A 19,478-nucleotide genomic window follows, 5' to 3' on the forward strand; every position below is an offset into this window, starting at 1 on the left:
TCCGGCGGATGATCTACTCCTTGCGCCACCGCACGGCCTATGACTACGCCCAGCCGGTGGACCTGGCCGCGCACCTGCTGCACCTGAAGCCGCGCGCTTTGCCTGGCCAGAAGGTGATCTCGGCGCGGCTGACCTGCCTGCCCGCCCCCGACCACCACACCGAGACGCACGACCATTTCGGCAACCCGGCCACGCGCCTCTTCCTGGCGGCCCCCCACACCAGCTTCGAGGTGGAGGCGGAGAGCCTGGTGGACGTCTGCTTCCCCCCACCGCCCCCGCCCGAGGCGACGCCCCCCTGGGAGACGGTCGCCGCCGCCGCCGAGGGCGTGGAGACCGCCGATTTCCTGCCCCCCACGCGGCTGATCCCGCCGCTGTCCGCCGCCACGGATTATGCACGCCCCTCCTTCCCGCCAGGCCGGCCGGTGCTGGCGGGGCTCCTGGACCTCAACGCCCGCATCCGGCGCGACTTCAGCTTCCAGGCGGGGGTCACCAGCGTCACCACGCCCATCGCGGAGGTGATGCGCACCCGCCGCGGCGTCTGCCAGGACTTCACGCAGGTGATGCTGGCGGGGATGCGGGGGCTCGGCCTGCCGGGGCGCTATGTGTCGGGCTACATCCGCACGCGGCCGCCGGCGGGCCAGGCGCGGCGGCGCGGGGCCGACCAGAGCCATGCCTGGGTCTCGGCCTGGATAGGCGCGGGGCAGGGCTGGCTGGGGCTCGACCCCACCAACGGCATCGTGGTGCGGGACGAGCATGTGGTGCTGGCCTGGGGGCGCGACTTCGCGGATGTCTCGCCCCTGCGCGGCGTGCTGCTGGGCGGCGGCGAGCACCGCCTGACCGTCAGCGTGGACCTGGAATCGCTGGAGGACGCGCTGCCCACGCGGTGATCAGCGCGGCAGCCGCTGGAGGATGGCGCGCATCTGCGCGATCTCGCGCTCCTGCTCGCGGATCACGTCCTGGGCCAGGGCGCGCACCTCGGCGTCGCGCCCGTGTTCCAGCACGATGCGCGCCATGGCGATGGCCCCCTCATGGTGCGGGATCATGCCCGCCACGAAGTCGCGGTCGGCGTCGCCGGTGTAGGTGATGTCCATGGCCGCGTGCATCCGCATGTTAGCCTCCATGTAGGCCACGGTGGAGGCGCTGGCGGGCGGGGCGGCCGCGTGGCGGTGGGCGTGGCCGCCATGCCCGCCGCCACCTTGCGCCAGCACATAGCCGAGCACGCTGCCGGCGCCGACCAGCATCAGGGCGGCGAGAAGAAGGGGGATGGCGCGGCGCATGTGAGTTCTCCCGAGGTGGTGTTCGCCAAGGGATGCGGCGTGCCACCATGGGAAGGTCAAGCGCGGCTATTCAGCGCCCCTCCAGCCTGGCCAGCCCCAGCAGCACATCGCCCACCGGCAGCACGTCCGCGTATTTCACCGCCATGTCGTAGAGGTTCGCGAAATGCGGGCTTTCGTGGCGGTCGGCCACGCATTCCTCCGGCACCACCATGCGGTAGCCGGACGACAACCCCTCCACCACCGTCGCCCGCACGCAGCCCGAGGTGGAGCCGCCGGTGACGATGACGGTGTCCACGCCATGGAAGGTCAGCAGCGAACGCAGGTTCGTCTCGAAGAAGGCCGAGGCCATGCGCTTCTTGATGACGATGTCGTGGGCCGCGATGTCCAGGCGCGGGTCGAACTGCGCGCGTGCCGAACCCTCCTTGATGTTCTGCAAGCTGTCGGGCGTGTCGGTGCGCGTGCCCCAGACGCCGCAATCCTCGCCGCTCTCCACATAGGCGACATAGGTCCAGACCACGGGAAAGCGCTTCTCGCGGCACAGCGCGGCGAGCGTGTTGATGTGCTCGCATTGCCGTGGGTCGGTCTCGTAGGCGGTGGCGGGGAAGGCGGCGACATCGGTGTAGGCGCGCTGCGGGTCCACGTTCACCAGGGCCGCGCGGCGCCCGAAGCCGAAGCGCGCGCGCGGCGGGGCCGCCTTCAGCGCGGCGTAGAGCTGCCGCGCGGTCATGTCACTTTCCTGCATGCGAACTCCGTCTAGGCCGCGAGGAACTCGTTCCACTTCTCGGTGTAGTAGCCCATGTTGTCGGGCCGCGTGTTCCACACATAGACCTTGCGCGCGCGGTCCTCCAGCGAGCCGCCGTCGCGGTCCACGCCATCATAGACGGCGCGCTTCACGCTCTCCTCCAGATAGGGGCCGTAGGTGTCGGTGGTGGAGAAGTAGCCGATCTCGGACTGGCGGGCGCCGGGGAAGCCCGCCATCCAGAAATTCAGCCAGTCATAGGCGAGGTCGAGGTCACGGCAGTTCTGCGAAATCGCATAGCCCTGGCACCAGGCGCGATAGCCCTCCTTCGCCACCGCATAGCGCATGGGCACCCCGCGGCGTGCCACCTCCACCGCCACCGGCCACCAGGCATCGGCGATCCAGACCTCCTCCGAGGTCATGAGGTTCACCAGCTCGCCATAGGCGCGCCACAGCGCGCGGAAATGCCCCTCGCGCTTCTTCTCGATGAGGAAGGCGATGACGGTGTCCACCTCGCTGTTGGTCAGGTTGGTGGGGTTGGTCGTGGCCGGCAGCAGCCCCAGCGCCTGCATGCCAAGTGCCGCGTCCAGCATCCCTAGCCAGTCAATGCCGAAGAGGGCCACGCGGCCGCGATAGCGCGGGTTGAACAGCTCGCCCCAGGAGAGGGTGTTGTTCTCCGCCTGCACATGGCGCGAATTGTAGCCGATGCTGTCCATCTGGAAGAACATCGGCGCGAAGATGGTGCGCGTCTTTTCCGGGTTCAGCCACATCATCCGGCCGGGATTGGCACCAAGACCGAGCGGGCTGTCGGGCGTCGCCTGGCCTTCCGCGAACAACGGATGCAGCCGGTTCCAATGCGTGAGCCGCGACACGTCGATGGGCTGCGTCAGCCCCTCGTCATGCGCGTACTTTGCGAAGGGCGCGTCCAGCGTGGCCAGGTCCACCTGCGCGGTGCGGATGCGGTCGGCGCGGGCCAGGGTGGAGGCATTCACCCAGGGCCGCGGCGTCACGTTCGTGCGGCGAACCCATTCGCGCAGGATGGGTTCGCGGATGTCGAAGCTGGCGCCGGCCAGGCTGATGGTGCGGGCCTGCGCCATGGCGGCGGGCGGGATGATGAGGCCAGGTGCCGCGAGACCGGCGCCGAGCAGGGTGCGGCGGGAAATCGTCATGCTGCGTCAGTCCCCTTGTTGGAGTGTCACGAACCGGGCCGCGCCGTGCGGCGCAGCGAAACCAGGATCAGCGTGCAGGCCAGGATCGCGACCAGCGAGAGCAGCGTGGTCGCGGTGCCGATGGCGTAGAGCTCCGGCGTGAGTTCGCGGTCGAGCTGCGCCATGACGGCCAGCGGCAGCGTCATGTCCGCGCCCGAGGTGAACATCGTCCGCGGGAATTCATCGTAGGAGAGGGTGAAGCCGAACAGCGCCGCACCGATCACGCCCGGCAGCACGATGGGCAGCGTGATGCGCCGGAAGGTGGTGATGCGGTTGGCGCCGAGCGTGAGTGCGGCCTCCTCCAACCGGCTGTCGAAGCGGTTGAAGATGGCGAGCATGACGAGGAAACCGAAGGGCAGCGTCCAGCTCACCTGCACGAAGAAGGCGGTGGTGTTCCAGGCGGGCTCGATGCCCAGCAGCCGCCCCATGATGGCCACGCCGAAGCCCACCAGCAGGCCGGGCGCCATGATGCCCAGCAGCAGCAGATAGAAGAACAGGTTGTGCCCGCGAAAGCGCCCGCGCATCGCCTGCGCCGAGGCCACCGCCAGCACGCAGGTCACGACCGAGCACGCCGCCGCCAGCAGGACCGACCGGCCGAAGGGCGGCTTGAAGTCGTTCATGATGGAGGCCTCGATCAGCTCCCGATACCAATGGAGCGAGACGCCGTTCATCGGGAAGGTCGTGCCCCCCGTGGGCCCGCTGAACGACAGCAGCCCGAGCGTGAACACCGGCAGCCACTGGTACAGCAGGAAGCCCACCGTCAGCGTGCCCAGCAGCGCGGTCATCAGGCGGGAGCGGGTGCGCCAATGCATCGTCACGTCCCCAGCTTGCGGATGTCCACGACGCGCATGGCGATGAAGGTGCCGACCAGCATGCAGGCCATCAGCACCACCGAGACCACGGCGGCGGCGCGCAGCTGCGCGCCCTCGTAGAAGTTCAGGATGAGGTTGGGCAGCAGCGCGATCTTGTTGCCGCCGATCCACTGCACGGTCGCGAAATCCGCCATGACCGAGAGGAACACCAGCACCTGCCCGATGACGACACCCGGCAGCGTCAGCGGAAAGATGACACGCCGGAACACCACGCCGGGCGGGGCCTTCAGCGTCATCGCCGCCTCGCGCAGCGAAGGCGGGATTTGCGCCAGCATGTAGACCACGGGCCCCGACGCCATCAGCGTGTAGAGCGAGACCTGCGCCATGGAGATGCCGGTGCGCGAATAGAGGAAGATCTCGATGGGACGCTCGGTGATGCCCAGCCCCATCAGCGCCTGGTTGATCACGCCGTTCACGCCCAGGAAGGGCACCCAGGCGATGGCACGGATGAGTGCGCTGGTCCAGAACGGGATGATGAAGGCCAGGAACAGCGCCGTGCGCCAGGCGCGGCTTCGCACCTTCATCACCAGGAAATACGCGATGCCGTAGCCCAGCACCCCCGTGATCGCCATGAGCATCAGCGTGTGCAGGAAGGTGTTCGCGATCAGCCCGCGGTAGGAGGCATTGGCGAAGAAGCGTTCGTAGTTGGCCAAGGTGATCGGGTTGCCCGGCCCGAACGCCGTGCCGCCCCAGAGCGACACCCACAGGATCAGCAGCGCGGGCATCACCACCGCGCCGAACATCCACAACCCCGCCGGCAGCGCCAGCAGGTAGGCGGGCAGCGAGCGCGGACGGATCGTGCTCATCCGTGCAGCACGCCCGCTTCCGTGGGCCAGCCGATTTCGGCGGCACCCTCGGCCATCAGGAAGGCGGGTTCGGCGCCGAACTGGTCGAGCTTCATCACCTCGCCATCCGGCCGTTCCAGGATGTAGCGGCGGACGGAGCCGAAATACTCCACCGTGCGGCAGGAGGTGGCGAGGCGGTTGGGCCAACCCTCCGGCGGGGCGGGGCGCAGGCGTTCCGCCCGCACCGAGAAGGAGGCCGCCTGCCCCGGCTGCGGCTTCAGATCCAGCACCGGCACCACGAAGCTGCCGGACGCCGTGCCGATGCGCGCCTCGGCGCCTCGCACATCCTCCACCTTCCCGTGGAAGACGTTGTTGCCCTGCACGAAGCCCGCCACGAAGGGCGTGCGCGGGCGCTGGAGAATCTCCTCCGGCGTGCCCTGCTGCTCGATCTTCGCGTGGTTCATCACCACGACGAGGTCGCCCAGCGAGAAGGCCTCGTTCTGGTCATGCGTGACCCAGATGAAGGAGATCCCCGTTCGACGCTGCAGCGTCTTCAGCTCGATCATCACCGTCTCGCGCAGCGAGTAGTCCAGCGCGCCGATGGGCTCGTCCAGCAGCAGCAGCCGCGGCTCGGTGATCATGGCCCGCGCCAGTGCCACGCGCTGCCGCTGCCCGCCCGAAAGGCTGCCGGGCTTGCGGTTCGCGAAGCGGTCGATCTCGAAGGCCTTCAGCACCTCGGCCACGCGCTTGTCGCGCTTCAGTGCCGGCCATTTCCGCATCTCCAGGCCGAAGCCGACCTGCTTCTCCACCGTCATGTGCGGGAAGAGCGCGAAATCCTGGAACATCATCGCGATGTCGCGTTCCCAGGGCGGGTCCTGGGTGACGTTCCTGCCGCCGATGAGGATGTCGCCCTCATCGGGCTCCTCCAGCCCGGCCACGCAGCGCAGCGTGGTGGTCTTGCCGCAGCCGGACGGCCCCAGCAGGCAGACGAACTGCCCCTTGCCCACCCGCAGGGACACGTCGTCCACCGCGGTGAAGCCGCCATACTTCTTCCGCAGCGCGACGATCTCCAGATCGTACTCCACGCTCACGCCGCCTCCGATCGCGGGAGGGCGCGCGCCCGGAGGCGTGAATCGGCGGCGCGCATCATGCCGCCTCCGATCGCCGGAGGGCGCAGGCCCGCAGGCGTGAATCGGCGGCGCGCATCATGCCGCCTTCGCCAGCCTGTCCGCCCTGCATTTCATCAGCGGCTGGATGCGCGTGCCGAACTGCTCCATGCCGATCAGGTAGTCGTCGAAGGTGAGCATCACGCCGCGCAGGCCCGGCGTTTCGCTGAGCTCATCCAGTTGCCGTGCCACCGTCTCGTAGGACCCGATGAGGCGCAGCATGTTGGTGGGCACCCGGTCGGAGGTCACCATGCGGCCCACGGTGGAATGCGCCTCGGCCTTCACATCCGCCGCCGCCTGGCTGTCGCGCCAGGCCAGCGCCTCCAGGTCGGTGCCCTCGACATAGCGGTGCCACTTGGCCATGGCGGCCTCGTCCGTCTCGTCGGCGATGATCATCATCAGCAGCACCGCCTTGCAGTCGGCGCCGGCCGTGGCATTGGCGGCCATCAGGCGCTCCGTGTGCGGCCGCACCTTCGAGACATCATTGATACCGCCCGCGCTGATGAAGTTCATCTCGGCATATTCCGCCGCGAACTGCATGCCCCGGTTGGACTGCCCGGCGGAGATCACGTCCAGCTTGCCGCCCTTGGGCTGCGGGCTGACCCGGCAGTCGGTCATCTGGAAGAAGTCGCCCTTGAAGTCGGAGCGGCCGGTGGCCCAGAGGTCGCGCAGCACCTGCACGTATTCGCCGCAATAGTCGTAGCGGCGGGCGAAATGCGCCTCGCCGGGCCAGATGCCCATCTGCTCATACTCGGCCTTCTGCCAGCCGGAGACGATGTTCACGCCGAAGCGCCCGGGCGCGATGGCATCGATGGTCACGGCCATGCGCGCCAGCAGCGCGGGCGGCACCGTCAGCACGGCCACCGAGGCGAACAGCTTCACCCGCGTGGTGATGGAGGCGAGGCCCGCCATCAGCGTGAAGCTCTCCAGATTGTGGTCCCAGTATTCCGACGGCCCGCCGAAGCCGCGCAGCTTGATCATGGAGAGGGCGAATTCGAAGCCGTATTTCTCCGCCATGAGCGTCACGTCGCGGTTCAGCTCGAAACTCGGCATGTATTGCGGCGAGGTGGTCGAGATCAGCCAGCCATTGTTGCCGATGGGAAGGAAGACGCCGATGTCCATGAAGCGGGGATCCTCGCGCTGCGTGGGGGAAGGCTAGGCAGCGCGGCGCAGCCCAATCAACGGGCATCTTGCCTTCGGCACCAGGATTGACCGCACACTCAGAAGCAAATTGCACACAAAATCATCCATTCCTGCACAGGCGCCGCCGAAATGCGCGCCCGGAACGTGTCGGCTTCGTCATGTTTCGGCCCGCGGGCCTCCCGGCAACCCACGCGCCCGTCCGCGCCGCCTTAAGCTTCCGCCAACCCGGGCAGGGCACGCTTTGTCGCTTGGCAGCGGCGCCGGCGCATCCCATCTTGCGGTGGGGCGTTGAAGCCTCGGATACCTATTGGGAATTGTCGAAACGCCCCCCATGACGCTCCTTCCCTTCCGGCCCCTGGCGGGCACGCCCGGCATCCGCCGCGTCGCGCGCCGTGTCCGCCGCCTGGTCCGTGACTTCCGCGACCGGCCCGACGCGCCCCGCGCCTATTCCGCCGCGGAAGGGGAACTGCGCGTCGCCTCCTGGAACCTGCACAAATGCGTGGGAACGGACGGCAAGTTCGATCCGCACCGCTCCATCTCCGTCATCGCCGAGATGGGCGCCGACCTGGTGGCCCTGCAGGAGGCCGACAAGCGCTTCGGCCGCCGCACCGGCCTGCTCGACATCGCGGCGCTGGAACGCGAGGCGGGCCTCGTGCCCCTCTCCATCTCCGAACTGCCGGACGGCCACGGCTGGCACGGCAACGCGCTGCTGGTGCGGCCGGGCACCCAGGCCCGCATCCGCCGCCTGCGCCTGCCGGGTGCGGAGCCGCGCGGGGCGGTGGTGGCGGAACTCGACCTGCCGATGGGTCCGCTGCGGGTGGTCGGCGCGCATCTCGGCCTGCTGCTGAGCAGCCGACAGCGCCAGGCCATCGCCATCCTGGACGCCATCGCCGAGGGCGAACCCATGCCCACCCTGCTGCTGGGCGACCTGAACGAATGGCGGCCCGGCGCGAAATCCTCGCTGCGGATGCTGGAGCCCTTCTTCGGCCCCACGCCCAAAGCGCCCCCCAGCTTCCCCGCCCGCATGCCCGTGCTGGCGCTGGACCGTATCCTGGGCTGGCCGCAAGGCCTGGTCACCGATGTGGTGACGCATGACAGCCCGCGCGCGCGCGTGGCCTCCGACCATCTGCCGCTGACGGCGCGGGTGCGCCTGGGCGAGGGCGCGCAGGCCCTGCTCCGCGCGGCCTGAGCCGCGGGCATCGCCATGGCCCAGGACGGGCCCCTCAGCGCCGGCGGCGTGGCCCTGCTGCCCGACGCGGCCACGGCCTTCCACATCCGTGCCGACAGCGCCCGCGCCGCGCGCCACACGCTGGACCTGCAATACTACATGTGGCGCGGCGACGTGACGGGACAGCTTCTCGCCGCCGAGATCCTCGCCGCGGCCGATCGCGGCGTGGTGGTGCGGCTGCTGCTGGACGATGTCTATGCCCTGGGGCGGGAACGCGTGCTGGGCGCGCTGGACGCGCACCCGAACATCGCCGTGCGGCTGTTCAACGCCACGCGCTGGCGCCGCTTCGGACGCCTCGGGCTGCTGCTGGAAATGGCCTTCGGCGGCTGGCACCTGAACCGCCGCATGCACAACAAGAACTGGATCATGGACGGGCGGCTCGCCATCGTCGGCGGCCGCAACATCGGCGACGAATACTTCGACCAGGTGGAGGAAGGCGGCGTGGCCTTCCGTGACCTCGACATCGCCATCATGGGCGAAGCCGCGTCCCAGGCGACGGCCGTGTTCAACCGCTACTGGAACAGCAACCTCTCCCGCCCCGCCGCCAAGGTCACCACCACCGCCGCCCTGCCCGGCAGTCTGCCTGCCCTGCGGCGCGAACTCGCGCTGGCCCGCGCGCGGCATGAGGCCGCCGCCCCGCTGGCGTCACCCGCCCGCCCGGTGCCGCGCTGGCTGGACCTGACGGAGGTGGAGGCGCGCTGCATCCAGGTCGTCGCCGACCCGCCCGACAAGGCGCGGCGCGGGCTGCGCGCGCGCAAGCGGGCGCGCGCCGCCGGGGGCATCGCGGCCGAGATCGCGGATGCGCTGCGCGTGGCGCGGCATGAGGCGCTGCTCATCTCGCCCTATTTCGTGCCAGGCCGCGCGGGTCTCGCCCTGCTGCGCGACCTGCGCGCGCGCGGCGTGCGCGTCTCGGTGGTGACCAATTCCCTGGCGGCGACCGATGTGGTGGCCGTGCATGGCGGCTACGCCAAGTATCGCCGCGCGCTGCTGGACGCCGGGGTGACGCTGTTCGAGCTGAAACCCACCCCCACCGAGGAACGCGCCTCGCTGCTCGGCTCACGCGGGGCCTCGCTGCACACCAAGGCCTTCGTGGTGGATGGGGTGCTGGCCTTCGTCGGCTCCTTCAACCTCGACCCGCGCTCGGCCGCGCTCAACACCGAGATGGGCGCCTTCGTGCGCCACCGTGGCGTGGCCAGCGAGGTGGCGGCGGAACATGCGCGCCTCGCGCAGTCGAGCCGAAGCTGGCAGGTGGTGTGGGAGGGTGGCCGGCTGGGCTGGCGCGAGAATGACGGAAGGCTGTGGCGGCGCGAGCCCATGGCGGGGTTCTGGCGCCGCGCCACCGCCGCCGTGGTGCGTCGCCTGCCGGTGGAGGAGCAGCTGTAGGGTCCCGTCAAAGTCCCAGCAGCTTCAGCAGCGCCGCGCGGTCGGGTGGCTTGGTCATGTAGGCGGACATGCCCGCCTCCTCGCATTGGCGCGCATATTCCGGGCCCACCGCGGCCGTCAGCCCGATGATGGTCACCGCGGCATTGGGCCCGTCCCCGGCACGGATGGCGCGGGTGGCGGCCAGCCCGTCCATCTCGGGCATCTGCATGTCCATGATGATGGCGTCAAAGCGGCTCAGCGCGGCCTGGCGCACGGCGGCATGGCCATCCGCCGCCACCTCCACGCTGACGCCCGCCGCTTCCAGGACGCGGCTCATCACGAACTGGTTCACCGGGTTGTCCTCGGCCAGCAGCACGCGCAGCGCCCGCCTGGGGGGCGCGGCCGCGGTGGGGGCGAGGGGTGCCGGGGCCTCCGGCCGGAAGGCCTGGGCCAGCGCTTCGCGCAGCCGCGCGGGCAAGGCGGGCTTCAGCAGGACGGATTGGAACAGGCCCGGGGGCGAGGGCGGGGCCGCGGGCTCCGCCTGGCCGAAGCGGATCAGGGGCGTGTTCTCGCCCAGTGCCGCGCGCAGGCGCTGGGCCGGCGTCACCTCCCCCGGGCCGGCGCCCAGGATCACGAGGTCGAAACCCTTGTCGCCCGGTGCCAGCCCCTGCTCCACCGTCGTCGCCGTCACCGCCACAAGCCCCAGCGTCTCCAGTTGCTGCGCCAGCACCTGGCGCTGCAGCGCCGACGTCTCGATCACCAGCGCGCGTTTGCCGGCCCATGGGCAGGGGGGCGCCTCGCCCGGCAGCACGGGCAGGTCCAACAGCAGGCGGAACACGCTGCCCCCGCCGGGGCGCGGCTCCGCCTCGATGGTGCCGCCCAGCAGCTCCGCCAGCCGCAGCGAGATGGCCAGCCCAAGCCCTGTGCCGCCATAGCGCCGGCGGATGGAGGCATCGGCCTGGCTGAAGCGGTCGAACAGGGCCGGGATGCGCGCGGGGTCTATGCCGATGCCCGTGTCGCTGACGGTGCACACAAGCCGGCAGCGCCCCTCCGGCAGCGGCGTGGCGGCAATGGCGAGGCGGATCCAGCCCGTCTCGGTGAACTTCACCGCATTGCCCACCAGGTTGAACAGGATCTGCCGGAAGCGCGCCGGGTCCCCCTGCACGCGGTCGGGCAGGCCGGGGGCGGGCAGGCAGACCAGTTCCACCCCCTTGGCGGCGGCGGGGGCGGCGAAGAGTTCCACGATGACGCCCAGCTGCTCCTCCAGCCGGAAGGGCACGGATTCCGGCGTGGCAGCCCCGGCCTCCAGCTTCGAGAAGTCCAGGATGTCGTTCAGCAGCGTGAGCAGATGCGCGGCGGAGCCGTTGATCGTCTCGGCATAGCGGCGCTGCATGGGCGAGAGCGGCGTCTCCATCAGCAATTCCGACAGGCCGATGACGCCGGAGACGGGCGTGCGGATCTCATGGCTCATGGAGGCCAGGAATTCCTGCTTGGCCTCGCTCGCCGCCCGCGCCGCGCGTTCGCTTTCCGCGAGGCGCCTGCCCTGGCGCCACAGCACCAGCACCGCCGTCAGCGCCAGCAGCGTGACGGCGGCGATGGCGCCCAGGAAGACCATGTCCTGCTCACGCACGCCGGCTAGCGCCACCTCGCGCCGCTGCGCCACCTCCACCACCAGGGGAAGCTGGGGCATCACCGCGAAGCCGGCCGAAACCGCGTCGCCGAAGCCGTCGGGGCCGGTGTGGGTGCCCACCTCCCGCCGCGGCAGGAAGCGGGCGAAGGGCCAGGCGGCGGGATGGGCCTCGCCGATGCCGGAAAGCAACGCGTCGCCTCCGCGCGGGCGCCCGGCGTCGCCACTGTCCGGGGGCCCTGCGTCGCCAGCCTCCGGGCGCCTTGCGTCGCCAGCGTCCGGGCGCCTTGCGTCGCCACGCACCACCATCACGCCCTCGAAAGTATAGAAGCGAATGAGGACATCCAGCGCCCGGGCCTCGCGCAGGGCCAGCGCGGTCATGTGTTCGGCGTTGAGCAGCGCCACCACGGCCCCGGCGAAGCGCCCCTCGGCGTCGCGTAGCGGCTGGGCCACGGGCAGGGTCCAGCGCGCCGGCCAGGGTGGCGCCGTGCCGTCCAGCAGCCGCCCTGGCTCCGGCGAAGCCAGGAAGAGGGTATTGCCCGGCCGCGCCCGCAAGGCCTGGAACCACGCGCGACCGCCCAGCTCCCGCCCCGCGAGGCCCGCCACATTGGCCTCGGTGACGCGGCCCGTGGCGTCGGTCACCAGCAGGGCGCGCAGCTGCGGCATGTCGCGCGCCAGCTCGCCCATGGCGGGGGTGAGCCGTGGCGACTGTCCATCCCCGTGGCGCGCCAGGATGTCGGCCAGCAGGATTTCGACGACTTCGACCATCCGCGCCATCTGGTCGGCAAGGCTGAGGGCCAGTGCCTGGGTGAGTTGCTCGGCCTGCTGGGTGGCGCGCTGGGTGCCACGATGGCTTTGCAGCAGGAAGACCAGCAGCAGCGCCGCCGCCAAGGCCAGCCCCAGCCCCAGCAGCACCGCGAAGGGCCGGGCGCGCGGTGGCATCAGGGGCGGATCAGGATCGGCGTCAGGTCGTGCCGCGCGGCGGCGGCGTCCAATGTGCCATCGGCGCGGATGGCGGCGAGGAAGGCGTTCACCTCCGCCCGCCACGCGACCTGGCCTTGGGGCAGGGCCCAGCCATAGCGCGTCTCGCCGAACCGGCCGGGCGGGTCGATCACCTTCGCCCAGGCATGGGCGGCGAGGATGCGGCGCGTGTAGGGGAAGTCGCTCATGAAGACGTCGGCGCGGCCGGACTGCACCTCGGCCTCGCGCGTGCGCGGCGGCGGGACCACCAGCAGCGTGGCGTGGCGCAGCGTCTCGCGCATCACAGGCTCCATCACCGTGCCGGCGGCGACGGCGACCACATGGCCGGGACGGTCGATGTCGGCCCAGGCGCGGATGGCCGGATGGGTGCTGGTGGTGACGGCGTAGATGGGGCTGGCGAGGTAGGGCGCGCTGAAATCCACCCGCCGCGCCCGGGCTTCGGTGATGCCCACCGCCATCATGGCGATGTCGCATTGCCCGCCCTCGATCCGGTCCATGAAGGCCGCGAAGCTGGTCTCCACGAAACGCGCCTGCACGCCGAGCCGCGCGGCCAGCGCGCGGGCCATGTCGATGTCGAGCCCCTCCAGCGCCCCGGTGCGCGGATTGCGCCAGGAGATGGCGAAATACTCCGGCCAGATGCAGACATCGAGCGCGCCGCGCGCGCGGATTTCCGCGAGACGGTCGGCAGGCTGGGCCGCGGTGGGAAGGGCGGCGACGAGGACGAGCAGCAGCCAAGCCAGCGCGGCGCGGCCAATGGAGAGGATCTGGGCCATCGCGTCGCAATCTCCAGCATCCAGGTTACAGAAAACTTATCCGATCGGTGGCGACTCCGCCATCGCCGCGAGCCGCAGCTCGAACCGGCAGAGCGGCGCGCCGGCGGCCGCGCATTCCACCTCCTCGCAGACCGGCTCACCCGCCACGCCCGCCGCCTCCAGCACATGGCGCATGCCGCCCGCGAAGCTGCCGGTGAAGATGTGGCAGACGGCGCGGCCGGTCTCCGGCCCATAGCCCAGCGCGAAGGCGGAGTGGCGGACGAGGAGGGTGCCCGTGCCCGCCGCCACGTCCAGCGCCGCCAGCTCCACCTGGCCGAAGCCGCGCTGCGACATCCGGCGGATGTAGTGGCGCAGCACCTCCTCCCCACCCAGCCCCTGTTCGGCGGCCTGGTGGCGGCACCATTGCACGGCTGATCTCTCGCTGGAGCGATAGAGCATGTCGCGCACCGCCGCCTCGCCCATCGCCTCCTCCATGCCGCGCTGCATGTTCACCAGGAACAGGCGGGGCGTGTAGATCATGGGCAGGCCATCGGTGCGCCAGATGCCCGTTTCCGCCTCCACGTCGATCTGCACTTCTGGGGCGGGCATGCGGGACCTCTCAGTTCAGGCGGTTGCGGAGTTCCTCGACCAGTCCGCGAATGCGGCTCGCGGCCTCGCCCTCCGGTTCGAGTTCGAGCGAACGGTCCAGGCTGGCCAGGGCGGCGCCGATGCGGTCCAGCCGCTGCTCCATCAGCCCCGCCTCGCGCCAGAGTGCCGCGTGGTCGGGGGCGATGCGCAGCATGTCCCGCGTGCAGGTGAGCGCGGCTTCCAGATGCCCCGCGCGCAGGCGGCGCAGCTTGATGTTGTTCTGCAGGCGCAGCAGCACGGCGCGGCGCGTCATGGGCACGACGAGGCCGGGGCGCAGCTCGGCCTTGGGGCCTTCCACCGCCTTGATCAGCGCGCGCAGTTCCGGCGCGCCCAGCGCCACGCCGCCGCCGAACACATCCAGCAAGGCGGGCCCGCGGGCGCTGCCCAGCGCCACCAGGAAATGGCCGGGGAAGTCCACCCCATGCGCCGCCCAGCCCGCCGCATCCGCCACATGCAGCCACAGGATGCCCAGCGCCACCGGCAGGCCGCGCCTTCGTTCCAGCACATGGATCAGGTTGGCGTTGCGCGGGTCCTCATAGGTGGCGGCATCGCCGGCGAAGCCCCAGTCGCTGTGCAGCAGCCGGGCCAGCGCGGCGCGGCGCGCCTCGACATCGCCGGCATCGGCGCGGGCATCGGCGGTGGCATTTTCCACCGCCTGGCGCGCCAGATCGGACAGCAGGCCGCCAGCCGCGCGCCAATCGGCCTCCGGCGCGTCGATGCGCGCGAATTGCAGCGCGGCGGCGCCGATGTCGATCTCGTCATCCGGAAGCTGGCCGACCGCGTCCAGCGCGGCGCGGGCCTCCTCCTCAGGGGTGCCACTCATGGGCCCAGCATAGACCGGGCCGGGGTATCAGCCCAGCATCCGCCCGAGTGGCTTGCCGGCGAACAGGTGCACATGGAAATGGGGTACCTCCTGCCCCGCGTCATGGCCCACATTGGCCAGCAGGCGGTAGCCCGGTTCCTCCAGCTTCAAGTCCTTGGCCACCTTGGCCACCGCGCGCCAGAAGCCCGCGATCTCGGCCTCCGGGGCCGTCGCGTGGAAATCGGCCGCGCTGACGTAGGCGCCCTTCGGGATCACCAGCACATGCAGCGGCGCCTGGGGGGCGATGTCGTGGAAGGCGAGGGCGAATTCATCCTCGTGCACCCGCTTGCAGGGCAGTTCCCCGCGCAGGATGCGGGCGAAGATGTTCTGCGGGTCATAGGGGGGCAGGCCGGAGACGGGCATGGTTGCTCCTCAGGGCAGCTTGGTGGTCTGCGCGATGGCCAGCAGCGCCTTGGGCCGGGGGCGCGAGGCCTTCTCGACGATGCCCGAAATGCCCTCGCGCCGGCGCAGCTCGGCCCAGACCTCGTCGGGGCGGATGCCCGCATCCACCAGCAGCAGCATGAGGTGATAGAGCAGGTCCGCGCTTTCGCTCACGATGGCGGAATTGTTGTGGGCCACGGCCTCGATGACCAGCTCCACCGCCTCCTCGCCCAGCTTCTGCGCCACCTTGGGCGTGCCGCGCGCCAGCAGCCGCGCGGAGTGGGACAGGGTGCTGTCGCCCGAGACGCGGCGGCTCTCGATGGTGGCCCAGAGCCGGTCCAGCACCCGCGCATCGCCATCCTCGGGGGGGACATAGGCGGCCAGATGCGCGCGCTCGGCGGCCAGCACCGCCTTGGGCAGGCGCGTCTTCTTCGCCGGCGCGTTCTTGGGGGTGGGCAGCTTGGCCTTGGGTTTCGCCTTCGGCTTGGGCGCGGACGTCACCTTCAGGGTCTTGGGCTTGGCCGATTTGGGCTTCTCGGCCTTGGGCTTCGCGGACTTCGCCATCACGCCATCTCCCGCACACGGCGCACCGGCCAGCCCGCTTCTGCCAGCGCATCCTTCGCTTCATGGATCTTGTAGACGCCATCATGGAAGACGCTGGCGGCCAGCAGTCCGGTCGCGCCCGCCGCCGCACCTTCCGCGAAATGGCTCAAGGAACCCACACCGCCCGAGGCCACCACCGGCACGCGCACGCGGCGCGTGACCTGGCGCAGCAGCTCCACGTCGAAACCCTGCTTGGTGCCGTCGCGGTCCATCGAGGTCAGCAGGATTTCGCCGGCACCCAGGCTCGCCATCCGCTCGGCCCAGGCCACGGCGTCCAGGCCCGTCTCGCGGCGGCCGCCATGGGTGAAGACCTCCCACCGGCCCTCCGCCACGCGCTTCGCGTCCACGGCGACGACGATGCACTGGCTGCCGAAGGCCTCGGCGGCGCGGCGCACCAGCTCGGGCTCGGCCACGGCGGCGGAGTTGATGCTGGCCTTGTCGGCGCCCGCCAGCAGCAGGCGGCGGATATCCTCCACGCTGCGGACGCCGCCGCCCACGGTCAGGGGGATGAACACCTCGGCCGCCGTGCGGGAGACCACGTCCAGCATGGTGTCGCGGTTCTCATGCGTGGCGCCGATGTCGAGGAAGGTGACCTCGTCCGCCCCCTGCGCGTCATAGGCGCGGGCCTGCTCCACGGGGTCGCCGGCGTCGCGCAGCGAGACGAAGTTCACGCCCTTCACGACGCGGCCTTCCTTGACGTCCAGGCAGGGGATGATGCGCAGCGCGAGCACGATGGATGAATGTCCTGGTCATCCAGGGCGCCGGATCACCCTGGGGCGAGGTGAATGTTTTCTTTTCCGCTCGGGGTCAAGCGATGGTTTTACGCCGCCGCCAGCTTGAGTGCCGGCCCGGCCTCGATCCGCCCCTCATAGAGCGAACGGCCCAGGATGGCGCCCGCGATGCCGTCGTCTTCCGCCGCCTTGAGCGCCCGCACATCCTCGATGGAGGCCACGCCGCCCGAGGCGATGACGGGCGTTTCCAGCGCCTGGGCCAGCGCCCGCGTGGCGTCGAGGTTCACGCCGGACAGCATGCCGTCCCGGTCGATGTCCGTGTAGATGATGGCCGCCGCCCCGGCATCCTCCAGGTGCAGCGCGAGGTCGCGCGCGGAGAGGGTGCTGGTCTCGGCCCAGCCCTCGGTCGCCACCATGCCGCCGCGGGCATCGATGCCCACAGCGACGCGCCCCGGGAAGGCGCGGCAGGCCTCGCGCACCAGCGCGGGGTTCTTCACGGCGACCGAGCCCAGGATCACGCGCGTGACGCCCCCCGCCAGCCAGGCCTCGATGGTGGGCATGTTGCGGATCCCGCCGCCCAGCTGCACCGGCATGCCAGGGGCGGCGGCCAGGATGCGCGCCACCGCCTCGGCATTGGCGGGCTTGCCGGCGAAGGCGCCGTCCAGGTCCACCACATGCAGCCAGCGGAAGCCCTGCTCCATGAAGGCGCGGGCCTGAACGCCGGGGTCGGCGGCATAGACGGTCGCCTCGTTCATGTCGCCGCGCTTGAGGCGCACCACCTCGCCGCCCTTGAGGTCAATGGCGGGGTAGAGGGTGAAGCTGCTCATGCGATATGTCCCAGCGCGGCCGCGGTGCTGCGCCCGCCCGGCACTTCGAGGATGCGGTAGTAGTAGTAGCCGGAAATGGTCTGCCCATGGGCCCGCGCATAAGCGGGATGGGTGCCCCAGCGCGTGTAGCCCAGCCCTTCGAACAGCGCGATGGCGCTTTCCTGGGTGGCCCGCACATCCAGGTTGATCACGCGCAGGCCCAAGGCCGCCGCCCGCTGCTCCACCCGCCGCACCAGCATCCGCGCCAGGCCGAAGCCGCGCGCATAGGGGGCGATGAAGGCATGGGCCAGTTGCGCGGTGAAGGCCTGGGCCTCGTTGTGGCGGGGCGGCCGGATGAGCTGGGCGCTGCCCACCACCTCGCCATCCAGCCGCGCGATGAAGAATTCGCGGTCCGGGATGAGCAGTATTCCGCCGAAATGGCGTTCCAGCGAGGAACGGCTCTGCGCCTCCAGCCAGCCGAAGCCGCCGCCATCCACGATGGCCGCGTTGGTGGCGTCGCAGAGGTCCGCCATGTCGTGCGGCTCCAGCACCTCCACCCGCTCGACGCTCATTTCCCGCACGGCGCTCATGGCGACCAGCGCAGGAAGTTGGAGAGCATCCGCAGCCCCACCGGGCCGCTCTTTTCCACGTGGAATTGCGTGCCCACGATGTTGTCGCGGCCCAGTATGGCCGGCACCGGCCCGCCATAATCGGTGGTGGCGAGAAGCTGCGCGGGCTCGGCGCCCTGCCAAGCATAGGAGTGCACGAAATAGGCGCGGTCGCCCGGCTCGATGCCCTCCAGCAGGGGATGGATGCCGGGCGTGAAGTCCAGCCCGTTCCAGCCCATCTGCGGCAGGGGCAGCGGGGCGCCATCGGGCGCGCGCGGGTCCATCGCCGCCACCTCGCCCGGCATCCAGGCGAGGCCGGGGGTGGTGCCGTGCTCCAGCCCGCGTTCGGCCAGCAATTGCAGCCCCACGCAGACGCCCAGGAAGGGCGTGCCGCGCCGCAGCACATGTTCGTAGAGCGCGCTGACCATGCCCTCCAGCGCGTCCAGCCCCGCGCGGCAGGCGGCGAAGGCGCCCTGGCCGGGCAGGACGATGGCATCCGCCCCGCGCAGCGCCGCGGCTTCCCGCACCAGCACCACCTGCATGGGGGCATCGGCCGCGCGTTCCAGCGCCCGCCGCACCGAGGCGAGGTTGCCCGAGCCCGGGTCTATCAGCGCCACGGTCTTCATGCGGCCTCCCCGGCGAAAAGCCGCGCCAAGCGCGGTTCGGCATGGACCAGGCGGAAGGTCGCCGTCTCCTCATCGGCCCCGGCCACGACATGGGCAAGCTTCCAGCCGCGCCGCGCCAGCGTCCAGCGCCGCGCATCCTGCCCGTGCAGGCAAAGGCCCATATGCAGCGCCGCCGCCACGGCGATGTCCCAGGGCGCGGGCAGCAGCGAGGCGCCCAGCAGCACGGCGAGCGAGGCCAGCCCCAGCGCCCAGCAGCCATGCCGCAGCAGCCAGAGCGGGCCGAAAATCAAGGCCCAGAAAGACCAGCCCTCGCGCAGCAGCAGGGGAGCCTTGCCCGGCTTCGCGGTGCTGGGGACGGAGCCGGCGGCCGCGCCGGGCGGGAGGTGGACGGTCCAGACGCGCATCACCCCTCCAGCGAGCCCTTGGTGGAAGGAATGGCGCCTGGCGCACGCGGGTCCGTCTCGACCGCCATGCGAAGGGCGCGGGCAAAGGCCTTGAAGCAGGCCTCGGCCACATGGTGCGCGTTGGTGCCGGCCTTCTGGGTGATGTGGACGGTCAGCCCGGCATTCATCACCAGGGCGCGGAAGAACTCCTCGAAGAGTTCCGTGTCCATCGCGCCCACCTTGTCGCGCGCGAAGGTGACGCTCCAGGCGAGGTAGGGGCGGCCCGAGATATCAATGGCGCATTCGGCCAGCGCCTCGTCCATCGGCACCAGGGCATGGCCGAAGCGGCGGATGCCGCGCTTGTCGCCCAGCGCCTGGCGGATGGCCTGGCCCAGGACAATCCCGCAATCCTCGGTGGTGTGGTGGAAATCGATGTGCAGGTCGCCATCGGCCTGCAGCGCCAGGTCCAGCAGGCCATGGCGCGTCAGCGCCACCAGCATGTGGTCGAGGAAGCCCACGCCGGTGGTGATCTCGGCCTGCCCCTGCCCGTCCAGCACGAGGGTGGCGCGGATATCGGTCTCGGAGGTGCGGCGGGCGATCTCGGCACGGCGCGGGGCGGAGGTGGCGTCCATGGGCGCCCGTGTAATCCCGCCGGCCCCGGAAGGCCAGCGGTGCATGGCGGCCAAGCCT

General features: G+C 70.8%; 22 protein-coding genes. 3 read left to right on the plus strand and 19 right to left on the minus strand.

Annotated features, from left to right (window positions below):
• Positions 1-8: 8 nt before the first annotated feature.
• On the plus strand, positions 9-887 hold the full coding sequence (locus GGQ83_RS01770; protein WP_184381879.1) for a transglutaminase family protein: 879 nt from the start codon (positions 9-11) through the stop codon (positions 885-887).
• Here GGQ83_RS01770 and copM read toward each other — a convergent pair whose 3' ends face one another.
• From copM to rutA, 7 genes are all read right to left on the minus strand, one after another.
• Positions 888-1,277 (minus strand): CopM family metallochaperone, encoded by a 390-nt coding sequence (gene copM, locus GGQ83_RS01775; protein WP_184381880.1) that lies wholly within the window; start codon positions 1,275-1,277, stop codon positions 888-890. It abuts the gene before it with no gap.
• Positions 1,278-1,347: 70 nt separating this feature from the next.
• Entirely contained in the window at positions 1,348-2,004 is a 657-nt protein-coding gene (locus GGQ83_RS01780) for an isochorismatase family protein (RefSeq protein ID WP_242534828.1), read from the minus strand.
• Between the two features lie 26 nt (positions 2,005-2,030).
• The gene (locus tag GGQ83_RS01785) at positions 2,031-3,185 is read right to left on the minus strand and encodes an ABC transporter substrate-binding protein (protein WP_184381882.1); all 1,155 of its coding nucleotides are present in this window, start codon (positions 3,183-3,185) and stop codon (positions 2,031-2,033) included.
• A gap of 26 nt (positions 3,186-3,211) precedes the next feature.
• The gene (locus GGQ83_RS01790) at positions 3,212-4,036 is read right to left on the minus strand and encodes an ABC transporter permease (protein ID WP_242534872.1); all 825 of its coding nucleotides are present in this window, start codon (positions 4,034-4,036) and stop codon (positions 3,212-3,214) included.
• Between the two features lie 2 nt (positions 4,037-4,038).
• A complete protein-coding gene (locus GGQ83_RS01795) occupies positions 4,039-4,902 on the minus strand; it encodes an ABC transporter permease (RefSeq protein ID WP_184381884.1) in 864 nt (287 codons plus the stop codon).
• A complete protein-coding gene (locus tag GGQ83_RS01800; RefSeq protein WP_184381885.1) occupies positions 4,899-5,972 on the minus strand; it encodes an ABC transporter ATP-binding protein in 1,074 nt (357 codons plus the stop codon). Before GGQ83_RS01800 ends, GGQ83_RS01795 begins: the two co-directional genes overlap by 4 nt.
• Positions 5,973-6,086: 114 nt before the next feature.
• Positions 6,087-7,169: a pyrimidine utilization protein A gene (gene rutA, locus GGQ83_RS01805; RefSeq protein ID WP_184381886.1), complete on the minus strand. Its 1,083-nt coding sequence runs from the start codon at positions 7,167-7,169 to the stop codon at positions 6,087-6,089.
• 352 nt (positions 7,170-7,521) lie between these two features.
• Between rutA and GGQ83_RS01810 the strand changes: the two genes are divergently transcribed.
• Entirely contained in the window at positions 7,522-8,379 is an 858-nt protein-coding gene (locus GGQ83_RS01810; protein WP_184381887.1) for an endonuclease/exonuclease/phosphatase family protein, read from the plus strand.
• 15 nt (positions 8,380-8,394) lie between these two features.
• Entirely contained in the window at positions 8,395-9,801 is a 1,407-nt protein-coding gene (locus tag GGQ83_RS01815) for a phospholipase D family protein (protein WP_184381888.1), read from the plus strand.
• A gap of 7 nt (positions 9,802-9,808) precedes the next feature.
• Here the strand turns inward: GGQ83_RS01815 and GGQ83_RS01820 are convergent, their stop codons facing one another.
• The 12 genes from GGQ83_RS01820 to hisB form a co-directional block, all read right to left on the minus strand.
• Entirely contained in the window at positions 9,809-12,349 is a 2,541-nt protein-coding gene (locus tag GGQ83_RS01820; RefSeq protein ID WP_184381889.1) for a hybrid sensor histidine kinase/response regulator, read from the minus strand.
• Positions 12,349-13,161 carry a substrate-binding periplasmic protein gene (locus tag GGQ83_RS01825; RefSeq protein WP_184381890.1) on the minus strand — a complete coding sequence of 271 codons (813 nt, stop codon included), beginning with the start codon at positions 13,159-13,161 and terminating at the stop codon, positions 12,349-12,351. The genes GGQ83_RS01820 and GGQ83_RS01825 overlap by 1 nt, the downstream gene beginning before the upstream one ends.
• 36 nt (positions 13,162-13,197) lie before the next feature.
• Positions 13,198-13,749: a DUF5943 domain-containing protein gene (locus GGQ83_RS01830; protein WP_184381891.1), complete on the minus strand. Its 552-nt coding sequence runs from the start codon at positions 13,747-13,749 to the stop codon at positions 13,198-13,200.
• Between the two features lie 10 nt (positions 13,750-13,759).
• Positions 13,760-14,611 (minus strand): SirB1 family protein, encoded by an 852-nt coding sequence (locus tag GGQ83_RS01835; protein ID WP_184381892.1) that lies wholly within the window; start codon positions 14,609-14,611, stop codon positions 13,760-13,762.
• Positions 14,612-14,638: 27 nt separating this feature from the next.
• On the minus strand, positions 14,639-15,013 hold the full coding sequence (locus GGQ83_RS01840) for a histidine triad nucleotide-binding protein (RefSeq protein ID WP_184381893.1): 375 nt from the start codon (positions 15,011-15,013) through the stop codon (positions 14,639-14,641).
• A gap of 9 nt (positions 15,014-15,022) precedes the next feature.
• The gene (locus GGQ83_RS01845) at positions 15,023-15,595 is read right to left on the minus strand and encodes a phosphoribosyl-ATP diphosphatase (RefSeq protein ID WP_184381894.1); all 573 of its coding nucleotides are present in this window, start codon (positions 15,593-15,595) and stop codon (positions 15,023-15,025) included.
• The gene (hisF, locus tag GGQ83_RS01850) at positions 15,595-16,365 is read right to left on the minus strand and encodes an imidazole glycerol phosphate synthase subunit HisF (protein ID WP_184381895.1); all 771 of its coding nucleotides are present in this window, start codon (positions 16,363-16,365) and stop codon (positions 15,595-15,597) included. Before hisF ends, GGQ83_RS01845 begins: the two co-directional genes overlap by 1 nt.
• An 89-nt stretch (positions 16,366-16,454) precedes the next feature.
• The gene (gene hisA / locus GGQ83_RS01855) at positions 16,455-17,192 is read right to left on the minus strand and encodes a 1-(5-phosphoribosyl)-5-[(5-phosphoribosylamino)methylideneamino]imidazole-4-carboxamide isomerase (protein ID WP_184381896.1); all 738 of its coding nucleotides are present in this window, start codon (positions 17,190-17,192) and stop codon (positions 16,455-16,457) included.
• Positions 17,189-17,743 carry a GNAT family N-acetyltransferase gene (locus GGQ83_RS01860; RefSeq protein ID WP_184381897.1) on the minus strand — a complete coding sequence of 185 codons (555 nt, stop codon included), beginning with the start codon at positions 17,741-17,743 and terminating at the stop codon, positions 17,189-17,191. Before GGQ83_RS01860 ends, hisA begins: the two co-directional genes overlap by 4 nt.
• A 14-nt stretch (positions 17,744-17,757) precedes the next feature.
• A complete protein-coding gene (hisH, locus tag GGQ83_RS01865) occupies positions 17,758-18,405 on the minus strand; it encodes an imidazole glycerol phosphate synthase subunit HisH (protein WP_184381898.1) in 648 nt (215 codons plus the stop codon).
• Positions 18,402-18,809, minus strand: a complete 408-nt coding sequence (locus GGQ83_RS01870; protein ID WP_184381899.1) for a DUF2628 domain-containing protein — start codon at positions 18,807-18,809, stop codon at positions 18,402-18,404. The genes hisH and GGQ83_RS01870 overlap by 4 nt, the downstream gene beginning before the upstream one ends.
• On the minus strand, positions 18,809-19,420 hold the full coding sequence (gene hisB / locus GGQ83_RS01875; protein ID WP_184381900.1) for an imidazoleglycerol-phosphate dehydratase HisB: 612 nt from the start codon (positions 19,418-19,420) through the stop codon (positions 18,809-18,811). The genes GGQ83_RS01870 and hisB overlap by 1 nt, the downstream gene beginning before the upstream one ends.
• Between the last annotated feature and the right edge of the window lie 58 nt (positions 19,421-19,478).

This window comes from Roseococcus suduntuyensis, assembly GCF_014196305.1.
GTDB lineage: Bacteria > Pseudomonadota > Alphaproteobacteria > Acetobacterales > Acetobacteraceae > Roseococcus > Roseococcus suduntuyensis.

Coding starts and splice junctions, on each gene's coding strand:
- GGQ83_RS01770 (WP_184381879.1), top strand. CDS start 9: ATGATCTACTCCTTGCGCCACCGCACGGCCTATGACTACGCCCAGCCG.
- copM (WP_184381880.1), bottom strand. CDS start 1,277: ATGCGCCGCGCCATCCCCCTTCTTCTCGCCGCCCTGATGCTGGTCGGC.
- GGQ83_RS01780 (WP_242534828.1), bottom strand. CDS start 2,004: ATGACCGCGCGGCAGCTCTACGCCGCGCTGAAGGCGGCCCCGCCGCGC.
- GGQ83_RS01785 (WP_184381882.1), bottom strand. CDS start 3,185: ATGACGATTTCCCGCCGCACCCTGCTCGGCGCCGGTCTCGCGGCACCT.
- GGQ83_RS01790 (WP_242534872.1), bottom strand. CDS start 4,036: ATGCATTGGCGCACCCGCTCCCGCCTGATGACCGCGCTGCTGGGCACG.
- GGQ83_RS01795 (WP_184381884.1), bottom strand. CDS start 4,902: ATGAGCACGATCCGTCCGCGCTCGCTGCCCGCCTACCTGCTGGCGCTG.
- rutA (WP_184381886.1), bottom strand. CDS start 7,169: ATGGACATCGGCGTCTTCCTTCCCATCGGCAACAATGGCTGGCTGATC.
- GGQ83_RS01810 (WP_184381887.1), top strand. CDS start 7,522: ATGACGCTCCTTCCCTTCCGGCCCCTGGCGGGCACGCCCGGCATCCGC.
- GGQ83_RS01815 (WP_184381888.1), top strand. CDS start 8,395: ATGGCCCAGGACGGGCCCCTCAGCGCCGGCGGCGTGGCCCTGCTGCCC.
- GGQ83_RS01820 (WP_184381889.1), bottom strand. CDS start 12,349: ATGCCACCGCGCGCCCGGCCCTTCGCGGTGCTGCTGGGGCTGGGGCTG.
- GGQ83_RS01825 (WP_184381890.1), bottom strand. CDS start 13,161: ATGGCCCAGATCCTCTCCATTGGCCGCGCCGCGCTGGCTTGGCTGCTG.
- GGQ83_RS01830 (WP_184381891.1), bottom strand. CDS start 13,749: ATGCCCGCCCCAGAAGTGCAGATCGACGTGGAGGCGGAAACGGGCATC.
- GGQ83_RS01835 (WP_184381892.1), bottom strand. CDS start 14,611: ATGAGTGGCACCCCTGAGGAGGAGGCCCGCGCCGCGCTGGACGCGGTC.
- GGQ83_RS01840 (WP_184381893.1), bottom strand. CDS start 15,013: ATGCCCGTCTCCGGCCTGCCCCCCTATGACCCGCAGAACATCTTCGCC.
- GGQ83_RS01845 (WP_184381894.1), bottom strand. CDS start 15,595: ATGGCGAAGTCCGCGAAGCCCAAGGCCGAGAAGCCCAAATCGGCCAAG.
- hisA (WP_184381896.1), bottom strand. CDS start 17,192: ATGAGCAGCTTCACCCTCTACCCCGCCATTGACCTCAAGGGCGGCGAG.
- GGQ83_RS01860 (WP_184381897.1), bottom strand. CDS start 17,743: ATGAGCGTCGAGCGGGTGGAGGTGCTGGAGCCGCACGACATGGCGGAC.
- hisH (WP_184381898.1), bottom strand. CDS start 18,405: ATGAAGACCGTGGCGCTGATAGACCCGGGCTCGGGCAACCTCGCCTCG.
- GGQ83_RS01870 (WP_184381899.1), bottom strand. CDS start 18,809: ATGCGCGTCTGGACCGTCCACCTCCCGCCCGGCGCGGCCGCCGGCTCC.
- hisB (WP_184381900.1), bottom strand. CDS start 19,420: ATGGACGCCACCTCCGCCCCGCGCCGTGCCGAGATCGCCCGCCGCACC.